Annotated in this window: 16 protein-coding genes; 7 read left to right on the plus strand and 9 right to left on the minus strand. The window is 74.3% G+C overall.

All coding sequences use genetic code 11. The annotated features are described in order from the left end of the window. Positions 1-166: 166 nt before the first annotated feature. On the minus strand, positions 167-619 hold the full coding sequence (locus ACF1AL_RS29030; RefSeq protein WP_366835535.1) for an Lrp/AsnC family transcriptional regulator: 453 nt from the start codon (positions 617-619) through the stop codon (positions 167-169). An 82-nt stretch (positions 620-701) separates the two neighbouring features. On the opposite strand from ACF1AL_RS29030, the gene ACF1AL_RS29035 reads away from it, so the two are divergent. The 3 genes from ACF1AL_RS29035 (at position 702) to ACF1AL_RS29045 (ending at position 2,693) form a co-directional block, all read left to right on the plus strand. Further along, the gene (locus ACF1AL_RS29035; protein WP_391821201.1) at positions 702-1,421 is read left to right on the plus strand and encodes a LysE family translocator; all 720 of its coding nucleotides are present in this window, start codon (positions 702-704) and stop codon (positions 1,419-1,421) included. Between the two features lie 112 nt (positions 1,422-1,533). Further along, a complete protein-coding gene (locus tag ACF1AL_RS29040) occupies positions 1,534-1,827 on the plus strand; it encodes a hypothetical protein (RefSeq protein ID WP_366835533.1) in 294 nt (97 codons plus the stop codon). A gap of 197 nt (positions 1,828-2,024) precedes the next feature. Continuing rightward, positions 2,025-2,693, plus strand: coding sequence for a pyridoxal 5'-phosphate synthase (locus tag ACF1AL_RS29045; protein WP_391821202.1), 669 nt, complete (start codon positions 2,025-2,027; stop codon positions 2,691-2,693). 266 nt (positions 2,694-2,959) lie between these two features. Here ACF1AL_RS29045 and ACF1AL_RS29050 read toward each other — a convergent pair whose 3' ends face one another. Both ACF1AL_RS29050 and ACF1AL_RS29055 read right to left on the minus strand, forming a co-directional pair. Next, positions 2,960-3,829, minus strand: a complete 870-nt coding sequence (locus tag ACF1AL_RS29050) for a GNAT family N-acetyltransferase (protein WP_391828077.1) — start codon at positions 3,827-3,829, stop codon at positions 2,960-2,962. Next, positions 3,826-4,422, minus strand: coding sequence for a GNAT family N-acetyltransferase (locus ACF1AL_RS29055; protein ID WP_391780721.1), 597 nt, complete (start codon positions 4,420-4,422; stop codon positions 3,826-3,828). Before ACF1AL_RS29055 ends, ACF1AL_RS29050 begins: the two co-directional genes overlap by 4 nt. A 440-nt stretch (positions 4,423-4,862) precedes the next feature. Here ACF1AL_RS29055 and ACF1AL_RS29060 point away from each other — a divergent pair, with 440 nt between their 5' ends. Next, the gene (locus ACF1AL_RS29060; RefSeq protein ID WP_366835529.1) at positions 4,863-6,074 is read left to right on the plus strand and encodes an NAD(P)/FAD-dependent oxidoreductase; all 1,212 of its coding nucleotides are present in this window, start codon (positions 4,863-4,865) and stop codon (positions 6,072-6,074) included. A gap of 52 nt (positions 6,075-6,126) precedes the next feature. Here ACF1AL_RS29060 and ACF1AL_RS29065 read toward each other — a convergent pair whose 3' ends face one another. Beyond that, positions 6,127-7,431 (minus strand): MFS transporter, encoded by a 1,305-nt coding sequence (locus ACF1AL_RS29065; RefSeq protein WP_386912716.1) that lies wholly within the window; start codon positions 7,429-7,431, stop codon positions 6,127-6,129. 70 nt (positions 7,432-7,501) lie between these two features. On the opposite strand from ACF1AL_RS29065, the gene ACF1AL_RS29070 reads away from it, so the two are divergent. After that, a complete protein-coding gene (locus ACF1AL_RS29070; protein ID WP_391702723.1) occupies positions 7,502-8,545 on the plus strand; it encodes a GlxA family transcriptional regulator in 1,044 nt (347 codons plus the stop codon). A gap of 573 nt (positions 8,546-9,118) precedes the next feature. On the opposite strand, the gene ACF1AL_RS29075 is transcribed toward ACF1AL_RS29070, so the two are convergent. The 3 genes from ACF1AL_RS29075 to ACF1AL_RS29085 all read right to left on the minus strand — a co-directional run bounded on the left by ACF1AL_RS29075 (position 9,119) and on the right by ACF1AL_RS29085 (position 11,117). Next, positions 9,119-9,574, minus strand: coding sequence for an ATP-binding protein (locus tag ACF1AL_RS29075; protein WP_366835766.1), 456 nt, complete (start codon positions 9,572-9,574; stop codon positions 9,119-9,121). Between the two features lie 505 nt (positions 9,575-10,079). Then, on the minus strand, positions 10,080-10,592 hold the full coding sequence (locus ACF1AL_RS29080) for an EF-hand domain-containing protein (protein ID WP_384213881.1): 513 nt from the start codon (positions 10,590-10,592) through the stop codon (positions 10,080-10,082). 150 nt (positions 10,593-10,742) lie between these two features. Beyond that, the gene (locus ACF1AL_RS29085; protein WP_391828079.1) at positions 10,743-11,117 is read right to left on the minus strand and encodes an STAS domain-containing protein; all 375 of its coding nucleotides are present in this window, start codon (positions 11,115-11,117) and stop codon (positions 10,743-10,745) included. A 347-nt stretch (positions 11,118-11,464) separates the two neighbouring features. On the opposite strand from ACF1AL_RS29085, the gene ACF1AL_RS29090 reads away from it, so the two are divergent. Then, on the plus strand, positions 11,465-12,046 hold the full coding sequence (locus ACF1AL_RS29090; protein WP_366835525.1) for a sigma-70 family RNA polymerase sigma factor: 582 nt from the start codon (positions 11,465-11,467) through the stop codon (positions 12,044-12,046). A gap of 620 nt (positions 12,047-12,666) precedes the next feature. Beyond that, positions 12,667-13,887 carry a zf-HC2 domain-containing protein gene (locus tag ACF1AL_RS29095; RefSeq protein WP_391780723.1) on the plus strand — a complete coding sequence of 407 codons (1,221 nt, stop codon included), beginning with the start codon at positions 12,667-12,669 and terminating at the stop codon, positions 13,885-13,887. Positions 13,888-14,077: 190 nt separating this feature from the next. On the opposite strand, the gene purU is transcribed toward ACF1AL_RS29095, so the two are convergent. Next, positions 14,078-14,968: a formyltetrahydrofolate deformylase gene (gene purU, locus ACF1AL_RS29100; protein ID WP_366835523.1), complete on the minus strand. Its 891-nt coding sequence runs from the start codon at positions 14,966-14,968 to the stop codon at positions 14,078-14,080. A 45-nt stretch (positions 14,969-15,013) separates the two neighbouring features. Next, on the minus strand, positions 15,014-15,514 hold the full coding sequence (locus ACF1AL_RS29105) for a hypothetical protein (protein ID WP_391702712.1): 501 nt from the start codon (positions 15,512-15,514) through the stop codon (positions 15,014-15,016). Between the last annotated feature and the right edge of the window lie 9 nt (positions 15,515-15,523).

The raw sequence follows: 15,523 nt of genomic DNA on the forward strand, positions 1-15,523 counted from the left end.
GGCAGGCGGTGGTTCACTCCAGTGGACCACCGCCTGTCGCATATCCGCCCCCGCGGCGCCAGGGGTGCCAAGGGGTGCCTTCGTCCGCACCGGCCGCCAGGGGCGCCTGGGGCGCTGGGGGGCGTGCCTCTGTCCGCCCTCGCCGCCCCGGAAGACGCCTCGCCCCTCACGCGGGCAGCGGGCGGTCGCGCACCACGTGTTTCATCACCAGCGTCGACGTCAGGCGCTGTACGCCCGGCAGGGTGGCCAGCCGGTCGTCGTAGACACGCTGGTAGGCGGCGAGATCGGCGGCGACCACCCGCAACAGGTAGTCGGGCTCGCCGAACAGGCGCTGCGCCTCCACCACCTCGGGCACCTCGCCCAGCGCCCGCTCGAAGCCGGCGACCGTCTCCCGGTCCTCCTGCCGCATCGACACGAAGACCAGCGCCTCGAAGCTCAGGCCCACCGCCGCCGGGTCCACCACCGCGCGGTAGCCGCTGATCGCGCCCGACCGCTCCAGTTCGCGCAGCCGCCGGTGGCACGGCGAGACGCTGAGCCGCACCCGCGCGGCCAGCTCGGTCACGGTCAGCCGCCCGTCCTGCTGCAGCTCGGCAAGGATTTTCCGGTCCACGTCGTCCATGGGGGAAATCTTGCCCCGACGTGCGAGAGAGGCGGCAAACTTCGGAAACACTTTCGGCCGGATCGCGCCTAATGTCCCCGGTATGGACTCCGCGACCCTCCTCTCCTTCCTCGCTCTGGACTTTCTGCTGGTCTGCGTGCCGGGCGCCGACTGGGCGTACGCGATCGCCGCGGGGCTCGGCGGCCGCTCGGTGACGCTGGCGGTCTCCGGTCTGGTCGCCGGGTACGCGCTGCACACGGCGCTGGCGTCGGCGGGGCTCGCGGTGCTGGTCGCGGGCTCCCCCGCGCTGCTGACCGCCCTGACGGTGGCGGGCGCGGGGTACCTGGTCTGGCTGGGCTGGACCGTGCTACGGCGACCGGGGGTGCCGGGGGACGGGGTGCCGGCCGTCGACGGGGACGGGGCGCGGGGTGGCGCGCCGGGCGGGGCGCGGAGTGGTGCGCCGAGCGGGGCACGGGGTGGTGCGCCGAGCGGGGCACGGGGTGGTGCGCCGAGCGGGGCGCGGGTGTTCGGGCGGGGGGCCGCGATCAGTGGGCTCAACCCCAAGGGGCTGCTGCTCTACCTCTCCGTGCTGCCGCAGTTCCTCGCCGTCCGCGGCGCCCGCCTGCCGGTGCCGGCGCAGACCGCCGTGCTCGGCGTGCTGCACATGGCGTGCTGCGCCGCCGTCTACTGCGGGGTCGGCCTGCTGGCCCGCGCGGTCCTGGGCGCCCGGCCCGCCGCGGCCCGCGCGGTCACCCGGACCTCGGGCGCGGCCATGCTCGGCATCGGCGCGTTCCTGCTGGTGGAGCGCCTGGCCACGCTCTGAACGCGGGGCGCCCGGCGTCCGTACAACACGAGGGAGACACCCCCGCACGGGGGAGACCCCCGCCGCCCCGCGGAGACTCCCCCGCGTATGCCTCGCGAAAGGAGAGGCGATCATGAACCTCCTGAAGCGGGCCGCCCTCGCCACGGCCTCGGTCGCCCTGTTGACCGGTGCCGCGGGCTTCGCCGCCGCCCCCGCCTTCGCGGACTCCACCGGCACCCCCGGCCAGCCGAGCCAGTCCTGCGAGGACCAGCCCAGCACGCCGGGCCACGCCGGTACCGCACCCGGCTCCGCCTTCTCCGGCGGCACCGCCGACTCCAAGTACGCCGGCACCCAGCCGCAGAATTCCGTCAATCCCAAGTCCGTCTCGCAGTACGACGTGGCCTGCTTCCAGGTCTCCTCGCACTGACCCGTCCAGCGCGGCGACCGCCACGGCACGGCTCCGGCGGTGCGGTGGGGGTCGCCGCCGCGGGATACGGGGCTGCGGTGGCGGTCGCCGCCGCGGGATACGGGGCTGCGGTGGGGGTCGCCGCCGCGGGAAACAGGGCGCCCGCGCCACTCGGGGTCACTGCCCGGCGATGCGGCCGCTGCGGCGATACTCGGCCCATGCCAACCGCACTGCACGAGCTGCTGAGGTCCCTTCGGGTGTGGGCCCCCGAGGTGACCCGGCTGCCGGCCCTGGACCCGGCGGCCGCGCCCGCCGACCCGGTCACGCTGTTCGAGGAGTGGTTCGCGGAGGTGGTGGCGGCCGGGCAGCCGGAGCCGCACACCATGACGCTGGCCACCGCGGACGAGGAGGGCCGCCCCGACGCGCGGATCGTGATGCTGCACGGCGCCGACGCCGACGGCTGGGCCTTCGCCTCCCACTCCGTCAGCCGCAAGGGCCGCCAGCTCGCCGGCCGGCCATACGCCGCGCTCTGCTTCTACTGGCCGGTGCTGGGCCGGCAGGTCCGGGTGCGCGGGCCGGTCGCCGTGGCCCCGCCGGACGCGGCGCGGGCCGACCTGCACGCCCGCTCCACCGGGGCGCTCGCGGCCGCGCTCACCGGCCGGCAGAGCGCGCCGCTGGACTCCGTCGAGGAACTGCGGCGCGCCTCCGAGGCCGCCTGGGACCGCGCCCGCGACGAGCCGGACGCCGAGGCTCCGACGTGGACGCTGTACCGCCTGCGCCCGGAGGAGGTCGAGTTCTTCCAGGGCGAGCAGACCCGCCGCCACGTACGCCTGGTGTACCGCCGCACGACCGACGGGAGCTGGTCCACCGGACTGCTGTGGCCGTGACGGCCACGGGGGCGCCCGGCGGGTGGGGTCAGCCGACGGGCGGGGTCAGCCGGTTGGCGGGGCCACCCAGCGGGCGGGATCACCCGGCAGCAGGCCACCCGACCCTGGCGAGATCAGCCGGCCCTGGCGGGTCGCCAGTGGGTGGGGTCACCCGGCGGGCGGGGGCGCCCGGCGGACGGAGCCAGCCGACGGACGGGTCAACCGGCGGGCAGGGCCGCCCGGCCTGGAGGGGCCACCCGGCGGACGGGGCCACCCGGCGAGTGGGTTCAGTCGGTTGCCGGGGGCGTGAAGGCCCAGACCGTGAAGTCGCCGACCGGGCGGTAGCCGAGGCGCTGGTAGAGGGCGTTGCTGGTGGGGTTGGCCAGGTCGGTGAAGAGCAGCACCTCGTCGGCGCCGGCGGCGCGCGCGGCCCGGCTGACCTCGGCGGTGGCGGCGCCCCCGTAGCCGCGGCCACGCAGCTCGGCCGGGGTGTAGACCGGCGCCACCCGGACCTGGCCGGCACTCCGGCGGGTCACGCCGGCCATGGCGAGCGGGGTGCCGTCCGGGGCCTCCCAGAGGGTGACGCCGCCGTAGGCGATCCGCGCGTCGGCCCAGCCCGCCCCGGCGTCCGCCGGCGCCCGGTCCCCCACGGCCTCGGCGAACGCGCAGAACCAGCGGGCGATCAGCTCCCGGTCCTGGGCGCCCGCCACCCGGGGGCGGCCCGGCGGCACCGGGTGCGGGGCGGTCAACTCGCCGAGCCGGTAGAGCCGTTGGCTGCGCTCCACCCGTACCGCCGCGCCGGTGTGCCGCTGCCAGGCGCCGGCGAACGCGGCGGCCGTGTCCTCGGCGGCGAAGACCCCCGCCAGGTCGTGGCCCAGCTCGGCCAGGTGCGCGGCGAGCGCGTCGGCGTCCGGCTCGGAGAGAGGGGTGAGGTTCAGCGCCCACGGCGGTGTGCGCACGAAGACCGCCTCCACCCGGCCCGCGCGCTCCAGGGCGCCGAAGACGGGGTCGGCGGGGCCGAAGGCGTGCGGGCCGCGGTGACGCAGCGCGTCGGTCACGGTCAGCGGGACGGTGTGCGCGGCGGGCCGGGAGTGCAGGAAGGCGCCGGCGCGGCCGAGGAACGCCTCCAGGTCGCCGGTGATCCACCAGTCGCTCACGAGGAGGCCCCGGCCGGCTCCGGGTCCGTCGCCAGGCGGGCGTGCAGATGGCAGTCGCGGAACGCGTCCCGGCGGCCCGCCTCCCACATCGCGCCGCGCAGGGTGCCCTCGTAGCGGTAGCCGCACCGCTCGGCGACCTTGCACGACACCTCGTGGCCGTCGGCGTGGTCGAGCTCCAGGCGGTACAGGCCGAGGTCGCCGAACGCCCAGCGGGTGGCGACGGTCAGGGCGCGGGTGGCGACGCCCTGGCCGCGCGCCTCGGGCAGCACCCAGTAGCCGACCATGGCCCGGCTCATGGCGCGGTCGATCCGGTTGACGCCGATGTGCCCCAGCGGCGTACCGCTGTCGACGTCCTCCACGCAGAACGCGACCCCGGTCCCGGCCTCGGCGGCCTCGGCCTTGGTGCGCAGGGTGGCGCGGGCGTCCGCCAGGGTGGCGATGGGGCGCAACGGGGTGTTCCAGCGCTGGAACTCCGGGTCGGAGCAGCCGCGCAGAAACGTCTCGACGTCGGCGTCCGAAGTGGGATCCCAGCGCCGCAGACGCAGGCCACGGGTGTTGAGGGCAGGCGGGAGAGGGGGGCTGTCGGGCGTCATCCGGTCATTGAACAACAGGGAGGGCCGGGCCCGGTGGCCAATTTCCGGCTCCGCCGGGTGGCGTACGTCTCGCCCGCCGGGCTGCCGGCCCACCGGCCGCCGCCCGCCCACCCACCCCCTTTGTACGCGTCCCCGTCCCACTCTCCGACCATCCGCTCCCCTTGTACGCGCCCCCGTCCCGCTTCGGCCACGCGTCCCCGCCCCGCCCTTCGGCCACCCGCCCCCCGTGTACGCGTCCCCGCCCCGCCCTCCAGCCACCGCCCCTGCCGTGAACGTCCCCGTCCCTCCTCCGGCCACCGCCCCGGCCACCCGCCCCGACCATGAAACGCGACCTCCGAACCCCCGCCCGGCGTCAGGACCTTCACACTCGTGATCAATCCGCAACCAATTCCGGTCTTGACCGAGACCCATCAAGCGCGGGCGTGATTACGCTCGCGCTCATGGCCGACTCCCCCACGTCCCCGAGCCCCGCGCACCCGGCGCCGCCGAACCCGGCGGACCGTCCCGTGTACGTCGTCGGCGGCGGCCCCGGCGGTCTGGCCACCGCGTACGCGTTGCGCGCCCGCGGCGTCCGGGCCGTCGTGCTGGAGAGGTCCGACCGGGTGGGCGCGTCCTGGCGCCGCCACTACGACCGGCTGCACCTGCACACCACCCGCCGGCTGTCCGCGCTGCCGGGGCTGCCGATGCCCCGCCGGTTCGGCCGCTGGCCGGCCCGCGACGACGTGGTGCGCTACCTGGAGAAGTACGCCGAGCACCACGCCCTGGAGATCGTCACCGGCGTCGAGGTCTCCCGCATCGACCGCACGCCCGACGGCACGGGCTGGCTGCTGCACGCCACCGGCGGCCGGGAGCTGACCGGCGCCGCGGTGGTCGTCGCCACCGGCTTCAACCACACCCCGTACGTCCCCGACTGGCCCGGACGCGAGGACTACACCGGGGAGTTCCTGCACGCCTGCGACTACCGCGACGCCGGGCCGTTCGCCGGCCGGGACGTCCTGGTCGTCGGCGTCGGCAACACCGGTGCCGAGATCGCCGTCGACCTGGTGGAGGGCGGCGCCGCCCGGGTGCGGCTCGCGGTGCGCACGGCACCGCACATCGTGCGCCGCTCGACCGCGGGCTGGGCCGCCCAGTACACGGGTGTCCTGGTACGGCGGCTGCCGGTGCCGCTGGTGGACGCGCTCGCCCGGCCGCTGGCCCGGCTCAGCGTGCCCGACCTGTCGGCGCACGGCCTGCCCCGCCCGGACACCGGCCTGTACAGCAGGGTCACCGAGGGCGCGATCCCGGTGCAGGACGTGGGCCTGATCGACGCCGTGCGCGCGGGCCGGGTGGAGGTGGTGGCCGCCGTCGAGGGCTTCGAGGGCGGCAAGGTCGTCCTCGCCGACGGCAGCCGCGTCGAACCGGACGCCGTCGTCGCCGCCACCGGATACGTCCGCGCCCTGGAGGGCCTGGTCGGTCACCTCGGCGTCCTCGACGCGCGCGGCCGCCCCGTCGTCCACGGTGCCCGCAGCCCGCAGGGCGCCCCGGGCCTGTACTTCACCGGCTTCACCAACCCGATCAGCGGGATGCTCCGCGAACTGGCGCTCGACGCGGTGCGGATCGCCAAGGCCGTGACCCGGAAGGGCGGCGCGGGCATCTCCCGGCTGCCGCACTGACCGTCCGCCCCGGCGGCGGGCCGGCGGGGGCGGTGCCGCCGCCCCCGGCCGTTCACGCCGCGGCCAGGGTCACCGCCCGCGGCTGCCGCCGGATCACCAGGGCCATCAGCGCCGCCGCCGCGCACAGCGCCCCCGAGGCGTACCAGACCATGTCGTACGTCCCGAAGACGTCCCGCGCGAGACCGCCGAGCCAGGCCACCGCGGCCGCGCCGACCTGGTGCGAGGCCAGCACCCAGCCGAAGACGATCGCGCTGTCCTCGCCGTACTGCTCCCGGCACAGCGCCAGGGTGGGCGGGACGGTGGCGACCCAGTCGAGGCCGTAGAAGACGATGAAGAAGAGCATCGGCGGGTGCACGCTCGGCGCCAGCAGCATGGGCAGGAACAGCAGCGACACACCGCGCAGCGCGTAGTAGACGGCGAGCAGGCGGCGCGGCTCGAAGCGGTCGGTGAACCAGCCGGAGGCGATCGTGCCGACGACGTCGAAGACACCGATCACGGCGAGCAGGGACGCGGCGGCGGTCACCGGCATGCCGTGGTCGTGCGCCGCGGGCACGAAGTGCGTCTGGATCAGCCCGTTCGTGGAGGCCCCGCAGATCGCGAAGGTGCCCGCGAGCAGCCAGAACGGCCCGGTGCGCACCGCCTTGAACAGCACCGTCAGCGCGCGCCGCGCCGCGCCGGTCACGGGCGGCGGCTTGGGCACGAACTCCCCCGCGCCGTACGGCTTGAGGCCCACGTCGGCCGGGTGGTCGCGGAGCAGCAACCAGACGAACGGGACGACGGCGAGGGCGGCGAGCGAGACCGTCACGGCGGACGGGCGCCAGTCGCCGTTGCGCTCCAGCATCCAGGACAGCAGCGGCAGGAAGATCAGCTGGCCGGAGGCGGAGCCGGCCGTGAGGATGCCGCTGACCAGGCCGCGCCGCTCGGTGAACCAGCGGTTGGTGACGGTCGCCGCGAAGGCGAGCGCCATCGAGCCGGAGCCGAGGCCGACCAGCAGGCCCCAGCACAGCCACAGCTGCCAGGCTGCGGTCATCCACACGGTCAGGCCGGAGCCGAGCGCGATGATCGTCAGCGCGACGGCGACCACCCGGCGGATGCCGAAGCGGTCCATCAGCGCGGCGGCGAAGGGGGCGGTGAGCCCGTACAGCGCGAGGTTGAGGGAGACCGCGGCGCCGATCGTGCCGCGCGACCAGCCGAACTCCTGGTGCAGCGGATCGATCAGCAGCCCCGGCAGGGAACGGAAGGCGGCCGCGCCGACGATCGTCACGAACGTGACCGCGGCGACGAACCACGCGCGGTGGATGCGTCGCCGCCCGGCGGGTTCCTGGCGGGCGGTGAGGGCTTCGGTCGTCTGCGTCACAGGCTGAGCCTCCCGGAAAGTTGCTCCTCGAACGAGTGGCCCGAAGGACAGCATTCGCTAGGATCGGGCCATGGACTCAGCCGCACCGGCCACCACCCGGGAGCCGGCCGCCCCCTCCGGCGGCCCGCGCCCGCACCGCGTCGTCGTCCTCGCCCTGGACGGTCTGCTCCCCTTCGAACTCGGCATCCCGCACCGCATCTTCGGCCGCCCCCGCGACACCGCGGGCCGCCCCCTGTACGAGGTGGTGACCTGCTCGGTGCGCCCGCCGGGCCCGGTGCAGACCGACGCCGACTTCAGCCTGTACGTCGAGCACGGCCCCGAGGCGCTCGCGCAGGCCGACACGGTGATCGTCCCGGCGTCGTACGAACTCGGCCCGGTGTGGGAGCAGGGCGTGCTCACCGACGAGTTGAAGGCCGCGTTCGCCCTGATCCGGCCCGGCACCCGGCTCGCCTCGATCTGCACCGGCGTCTACGTCCTGGCCGCCGCCGGCCGGCTGGACGGGCGCCCGGCCACCACGCACTGGGCCGACGCCGAGCGCTTCCAGCGCATGTTCCCCCGGGTCGCGCTGGACCCGGACGTGCTGTTCATCGACGACGGCGACGTCCTCACCTCCGCCGGGGTGGCCGCCGGGATCGACCTGTGCCTGCACATGCTGCGCCGCGACCACGGCACGGCCGTCGCCAACGAGGTGGCCCGCTACACCGTCGTACCGCCGCACCGGGACGGCGGGCAGGCGCAGTACATCGCGCGGCCGGTGCCCGATCCGCAGCAGGCCACCACGACCGCCGCGCGGGCCTGGGCGCTCGGGCGGCTGCACGAGCCGATCCAGCTGCGGGACATGGCCGCGCAGGAGTCCATGTCGGTGCGCACCTTCACCCGCCGGTTCCGCGAGGAGACCGGTGTCAGCCCCGGCCAGTGGCTCACCCAGCAGCGCGTGGAGCGGGCCCGGCACCTGCTGGAGTCCACGGATCTGTCCATCGACCAGATCGCCCGGGACGCCGGCTTCGGCACGGCGCAGTCGATGCGGCAGCACCTCCAGGCCGCGGTCGGTGTCACCCCGACCGCCTACCGGCGCACCTTCCGCACGACGACGGCCAAGTCGCTCGCGGGGTGAGAAGTTGTCCACAGCCTGTGGACAACGGAGCCGACAAACGGCCGCGCGCAAGCAGCCGGCCGCACGCAAAGGACCGATCACGCACAGCCGTCCGCACTTAAGCGGCCGATGGTGCACAGCTGTCTGCACCTAAGCGGCCGATCGCGGGCGGCTGTCCGCACGTAAGCGGCCGATCGCACGCGGCCGTCCGCACGCAAACGGCCGGCGGCGCGTGGCTGTCCGCCCCGAGCACGGCACCACGCACCACCGGCCGACTCCGGCGTACCCGCCCCGGCTCCCTCGCCCTGAGCCCCCTCGGGGGAACCACCGCCGAACCGAACGACCCGCACTCGCCAAGGGCTTGTCGTCATCGACGCCCTCGCCGTCCCCTCGCGGCGGATCGCTGACCACAAGCGTGATCAAACGGACACCCGACGTCAACACCGAGGAGGCGAAATATTACTTACCTCCGTTTTGGTACGGGCGCGCACGGAAGCACACCCCAGGCGCACACCAACTCCACAGGGATCACACAGCGGACCGGGGTCGCACCGTGGCGCGCGGCTCACGGCACGGCCGGTGGCCGCTCGCCGGTCAGACCGCCTCGAAGGCCAGCCCCTCGTACGGCGACGCCAGGCCCGAGCAGGCGGACGCGTGGGCGTCGTCGCAGCGGTCCAGTTCGCACCAGATGCGCTTGCCGCCGCCCTCCCGGCTCCAGCCCCACCGGTCGGCGAGGCCGTCGACGAGGGCGAGACCGCGGCCCCCGGTGGCGTCGCCGTCCAGACAGCGCGGCACGGGCGCGCGGTCGCTGGAGTCGGCCACCTCCAGCCGCACGGTGGCGTCTTCGGCGGCGGCCCCCGGCAGGGACAGTCGCAGCACGGCCGGACGGCCGGTGTGCACCACGGCGTTGGTGACCAGTTCGGACACGAGCAGGATCAGCGTCTCGGCGAGGGGTTCGTCGGCCGCTATCCCCGAACCGGCGAGCCGCGAGCGGGCCCACCTCCTGGCCCGCCCCACCTCCGCGGGGTCGGGTCGGATCTCCAGCTGCACTTGAAGCACCTGCACCGCTCACACCATCCGAACCGGCGGACACATGGCCGCGCGCCACGCGAGCACCACGACGACGAGGGCCACGATCGTAGCCATTTTCTGCATGGCCAGGACAATGGCCGGAGCCTGGGTCACGGAACGTGAAACCCTTACAGACCAGCTTGGTTGACGTACCGTCACGTCAACAAGCGCTTCGGGCATATTCCAGCGCGAAGGAGTACCCGTGCGGCATACTGTGCGACGCTCGCCAGGGGGAGTCGAACAGGCACCACCGGCATGGCTCGTACCGGGAACCACTCGCATCCCACACAAGGTACCCGAGCCGTCCCTCGACTCCGGGCCGTGACGGCCCCGGCCGAGGACACAACCCGGTATCGACGCTCCGTGACACCGTGATGCCACGATCCGCGACATCTTTGGCCATGGCTGGGACTTACGGCTCACGGTTCAACGGCTCACGACTCACGACTCACGGCTCACGGCTCAAGCGCTCACGGCTCATCACTTATGCGGGAACGGTGAAGTAGCGGGCGAAGGCCGCCACGCTCTCCGCCTCGCCGACCCTGCCGTCGCCGTCCGTGTCGAGGGCGGCGGCCGCGGCCTCCGCACGCTCCGGTGCGACGCCGAGGGCGCGCAGCACGCGCGCGGTGTCGGCGGCGGTGGCGAGGCCGTCGCCGTCGGTGTCCGCCACGGCGAGCGCCGCGTGCAGGAACGGACGGGCGATCTCGGCGAACCGCTCGGGGTTGTCGCGCAGTCGCTTGACCGCGCAGGTGACGAACTCCTCGCGGGTGATGCGCTGGTCGCCGTCGCGGTCGGCCATGCCGGCCATGCCCTGCCAGAACGCCTCGGCGCCGGCGTACAGCGCCTGGCCCTTGTCGGAGCGGGCCGCCGTGCCGAACTCCGCGAGCAGCGCCTTCGCCGCGACGCAGAAGTCCGCGCGGTCGATCCAGCCGTTGCCGTCCTGGTCGAAGGTGGCGAACCGGGCGGCGATCTCACGCTCGTACTCGCTGCTGACCATGTCCTTCGGCCGCCTTCCGTCGAGTGGGTGCATCCGGCATGCGAGCGTACGACGCGCGAGGGAGCGGAGCGGTGAGGCGGCGGCGGTTGTACCGGGACCGCGTGCGATCCGGGACGAAACTGTGGCAGTTCGCGTGAAACGGATCACAGATCAGGCGGAGAGCGGTTCCTCGCCGAGGGCACCCTCGAGGTCGGCGTACACGTCGAAGAGGCGGCGCACCCCGAGCGCTCCGAGCACCCGGTTCACGTGCGAACCGTCCACGGCCCCCTGAGCGGGCAGGACCAGCCGCAGCCGGCCCTGGCAGGAGCGCAGCAGCCGTCGGGCGGCGATCAGTACGCCGACCCCGCTGGAGTCGCAGAACTGCACCTGGGACAGGTCGAGGACGAGGCTGTGCCGGCCCTCGGCGACGACGTCGTGCACGCGCTGCCGCAGCACCGGTGACGTCACCAGGTCCAGCTCACCCGACACCTGGAGCACGGCCCACGGGCCCTGCTCCGAGTCGGTCACGTTGAACGTCACCACCACGCCCCTCGCTCGCCAAACGGAAGGAGTTCCTACGCTTCCTCGCAGCGTGGCTGCCCAGCGGCGTTTCCCTGAAACGCCCCCCTGAAAACGAGTTCCTTTCAGAATCGGCTTGTTTCAGTCGGATTCAATCTCATTTCGATACCGTTCGATCAGGGCCGGTGGTGTTCCGCGGGGTGTCTCCTGGGTAGGCCACCCCGGGGCCCGGGAGGAGACGGGCCCTAGCACGCACGCCCGCGCGGGGGGCGCACATTGGCACAAAGGGGCGTGCGTTGTCAGACGTGCCGACTACATTCGAGGAGTCGGTGGGCGCACGCTGGAGACGGGCACGCGCAGGGTGAGGGGGCCTCATGGCGAAGAAGGACGCACCGCCCCGCTGGGACCGCAAGATGCAGCAGCGGCTGGCGCGCGGGGAGGCGGCCGCCCTCGGCGAGCTCTACGACCGCTTCGCCTCCCTCGTGCACGGGCTCGCGCACCGCGTGCTCGGCGACGAGCGCGCCGCCGACGGCGTCACCCGCGAGGTGTTCGCCCACGTCTGGGAGCACCCGGACACCTACGACCCGAAGAAGGGCCCGCTGCGCACCTGGGTGGCCACGCTCACCCACCGCATGGCCGTGCAGCGGCTGCGGGCCACCGAGACCGCGGCCCTCGCCCTCGGCGGCCCCGGCTCCACCGAGGAGCTGGAACGCAAGGTGCGGCACGCCTCGGTCGCCGCCCGCGCCGACTACATCGTCCAGTCCATGCCGGCCCCGCTGCGCGCCGCCCTGGAGCTGGCCTACTTCCAGCGCCGCGACTACCGCCAGACCGCGGCCGACCTCGGCGTCACCGAGGACGAGGCCCGCCGCCGGCTCCGCCTCGGCCTGCAACTGCTGGCCACGGCCCACGACAGCGGCACGCCCGGCGCACCACCGGAGTACGGGGGTGCGGCGTGACCGACGCGAACCGCTCCGCGGCGTACGACGGCCAGGAGGGGCACGGCACAAACGCGCCGGACACGGCGAGCGCGTCCACCGGTCCTGGGGACGGACCGGGGGCAGGTGAGGCGGACGTCTGGGGGGACATTCCGATGCAGGGTGGCGCCGGGGGCCGGGAGAACGGGAAGACCACGCGGCCCGCAGACCCCGACGGGTACGGCTCCGAGGGGGCCGCCGCCGACGACGGGGCCCACGACGGACGGGATTCCGGGGGTGGGCCCGGGTCGCGGTCCGAACCCGGGTCCTCGTGGGCATCGGGACCCGGCGCCGGGTCCGGGCCGGGAGGCGAGTCCGGACCCGGGTCCAGCTCCGGGTCCGGGCCGGGAGCCAAGTCCGGAGCCAGGTCCAGCTCCGGGTCCGGGTCGGGAGGCGAGTCCGGGCCCCGGTCGGGTTCGGGGTTCGGGGACGGTTCCGAGTCCGGTTCCGCGGACGCGTCCGGGGCGGGTCCCGCGGACGCGTCCGGGACGGGTCCCGGGGACGGTTCCGGGAACGCGTCCGGGACGGGGCCTGTAGACGGGTCCGGGTCCGGGAGCGGCGGTGGCGGTGGCGGTGGCGGCACCGGGCGGCCCGGTGACGGGGTGTCCGGGGCGGCCGAGCCCGCGCGGCCGCCCCGGATACCGCTGCCCCGGGTGTCCGTCGAGGACAGCGGGCAGCCGTTGCCCGATCCGCCGCCGGCCCCTCAGCCGCCCGATCTGCCGCACCCGGTGCTGAAGTCGCTGCTCGGGGCGTGGGCGCTGGCCGCCTGCTCGCCCGAGGAGACCGCGGCCGTCGAGGAGCACCTGGGCGCGTGCGGCGCGTGCGCCGTCGAGGCGCGGCGGCTGCGCGAGGCCGTCGGCCTGCTGCAGCGCCCCGAGAGCCTCGACCTCGACCCCGGTCTGCGCACGCGGGTGCTGCAGGGCTGCCTGGACCGGCGCCCGCCGCGCATCCCGGTGCCGGAGTGGGCGACCGCGTACGACGCCGAGACCGCGCGACTGGACGCGCTGCTGCAGGACTTCGGCGACGCCGAGTGGCACGCGCCCGTGCGGCTGCGGTGGTTCGAGGCCGACGCCGCCACCAGCCGCCGTACGACCGTGGCCGGGGTGATCGCGCATCTGCTGGCCGTCGACGGGCTGGTCGCGGTGGCGCTGGGGCTGGACGACCCGCTCGGGGACGTGCCCGCGAAGGCGCCGACCCCGGCGGGGCGCACGGAGGCGTACTGGCGCGCCTCGCACTTCCCGCCGACGCGTTCGGTGCGCGGGCCGTGGCGTGAGCAGAGCCATGAGCTGGTGCGCACGGTGTCGTTCACCGGCAGCAGCGCGGGCCTGCTGAGAGTGCCGTACGGGGAGGGCGAACTGGCGCTGCGGGACGCGATGCTGGACCGGGCCTTCGAGTGCTGGGTGCACGCCGGTGACATCGCCGAGGCGGTGGACTACCCCTACGACCCGCCCGCGCCCCGCTACTTGAACAGCATGATCGACCTGGCGGCGCGGATGCTGCCGCGGGCGCTGGCGGCCCGCCGGCAGGCGGGGCTGACCTCGCCCGGCGCGACGCGCCACCTGGTGGGGGCCGGGCGGCCCGGCCGCAGTCTGCGGCTGGAGATCGAGGGCTCGGGCGGCGGCGAGTGGCTGATCCCGCTGGACTCGCCGGCGGCGGTCGGCTCCGCGGACCACGAGGTGGCCCATGTCGCTCTGGACGACGTGGAGTTCTGTCAGCTGGCGGCGGGCCATGTGTCGCCGGCGGAGGCGGCGGCCGGGCAGTCCGGTGACCGCGAGGCGATCAGAGACGTCCTGTTCGCGGTGGCCACGCTGAGCCGCCTGTGACCCACCCCGCAGTGCGACGAACACCGCGGGGACTGCAACCCTTAAAGGGTCACGGGGAACTGCGCGACCGGCCACCCACGCGCCCGCAGGGACCCACGGCCGCCCGCAGGTACCCACGGCCGCCTGCGGCGCCCGCGGTCGCCCACCCGCCCGCAGCCATCCACGGTCGCCCGTGGAGCGCACGCCCCGGTCAGGCGAAGACGACCGTCCGCCGCCCGTTGAGCAGGATGCGCCGCTCCGCGTGCCACTTCACGGCCCGCGCCAGCGCCTGGCACTCCACGTCCCGCCCGATCGCGACCAGCTGGTCCGGGTTGACCTCGTGCCCCACCCGCTCGACCTCCTGCTCGATGATCGGTCCCTCGTCGAGGTCGGCGGTGACGTAGTGCGCCGTCGCGCCGATCAGCTTCACACCGCGCGCATGCGCCTGGTGGTACGGCTTCGCGCCCTTGAAGCTCGGCAGGAACGAGTGGTGGATGTTGATGATCCGGCCGGCGAGCTGCTTGCACAGCTCGTCGGAGAGCACCTGCATGTAGCGGGCGAGGACGACCAGCTCGACGTTCTCCTCGCGCACGATCTCCAGCAGCCGCGCCTCGGCCTCCGCCTTGGTGTCCTTCGTCACCGGGATGTGGTGGAAGGGGATGTTGTAGGAGGCCACCAGCTCGGCGAAGTCGGTGTGGTTGGAGACCACCGCCGCGATCTCCACCGGCAGCGCGCCGATCCGGGTGCGGAAGAGCAGGTCGTTCAGGCAGTGCCCGAACTTGCTGACCATCAGGACGATGCGCATCTTGTCCTCGGCCCGGTGGATCTGCCAGTCCATGTGGAAGGAGTCACCGACCGCCGCGAAGCTGGCGCGCAGCTTGTCCACGGTCACCGGCGCCTCGGCCGAGAAGTGGACGCGCATGAAGAACAGTCCCGTGTCGTGGTCGCCGAACTGCTGGCTGTCCTCGATGTTGCACCCGGTCATGAACAGGTAGCTGGACACCGCGTGCACGATGCCCCGCTTGTCCGGGCAGGACAGGGTGAGGACGTACTGGTCGACGTCGTCGACCGGGACCGCGTCTCGGGGGGACTGCTCGTTCATCACCACAGGATCTCATGTCCCGCCCCGCGCACGGACCGCCGTCCGCTACGCGGACCTCGTCATGATCCGCAGGACCTCCAGGCTCCGCGGGGGCGCGTCGGGATCGTCGCCGTCGCTCGCCGCGAGGCGTGTGTGCGCGTCCCGCGCCGCCCGTACCGCCTCCGGCCAGTCCGGGTGCTCCAGGTACGTGGCGACCGGGGCGTCCGGGCCGACCTGGTGCATGATCCGCAGCACGCGCAGCACCGCGGTGTCGACGAGCGCCGCCTCCTGGGAGTCACGGAAGATCGTGCCGACGTACTTCTCGGCGGACCAGTGGTCCAGCCAGGTGTCCTCGACCAGGCGGTACACGGCGTCGGTGACGTCGCCGTACCCCTCCGCGCCGGCCAGCCAGACGTCCCGCTGGAAGGCGGGGTCGGAGAGCATGTGCAGCGCGGAGCGCACATTGCTGCGCCAGCGCCACCACGGCATGTCGTTCAGTGGCATGCCGCCCATGGTGCTGGAGCGACGGCCACGACGGGAAGACTTCTCCGAACCTTGCACGGTCATCGATCGTAC

The sequence above is a fragment of the Streptomyces sp. NPDC014801 genome (assembly GCF_043082085.1).
GTDB lineage: Bacteria > Actinomycetota > Actinomycetes > Streptomycetales > Streptomycetaceae > Streptomyces.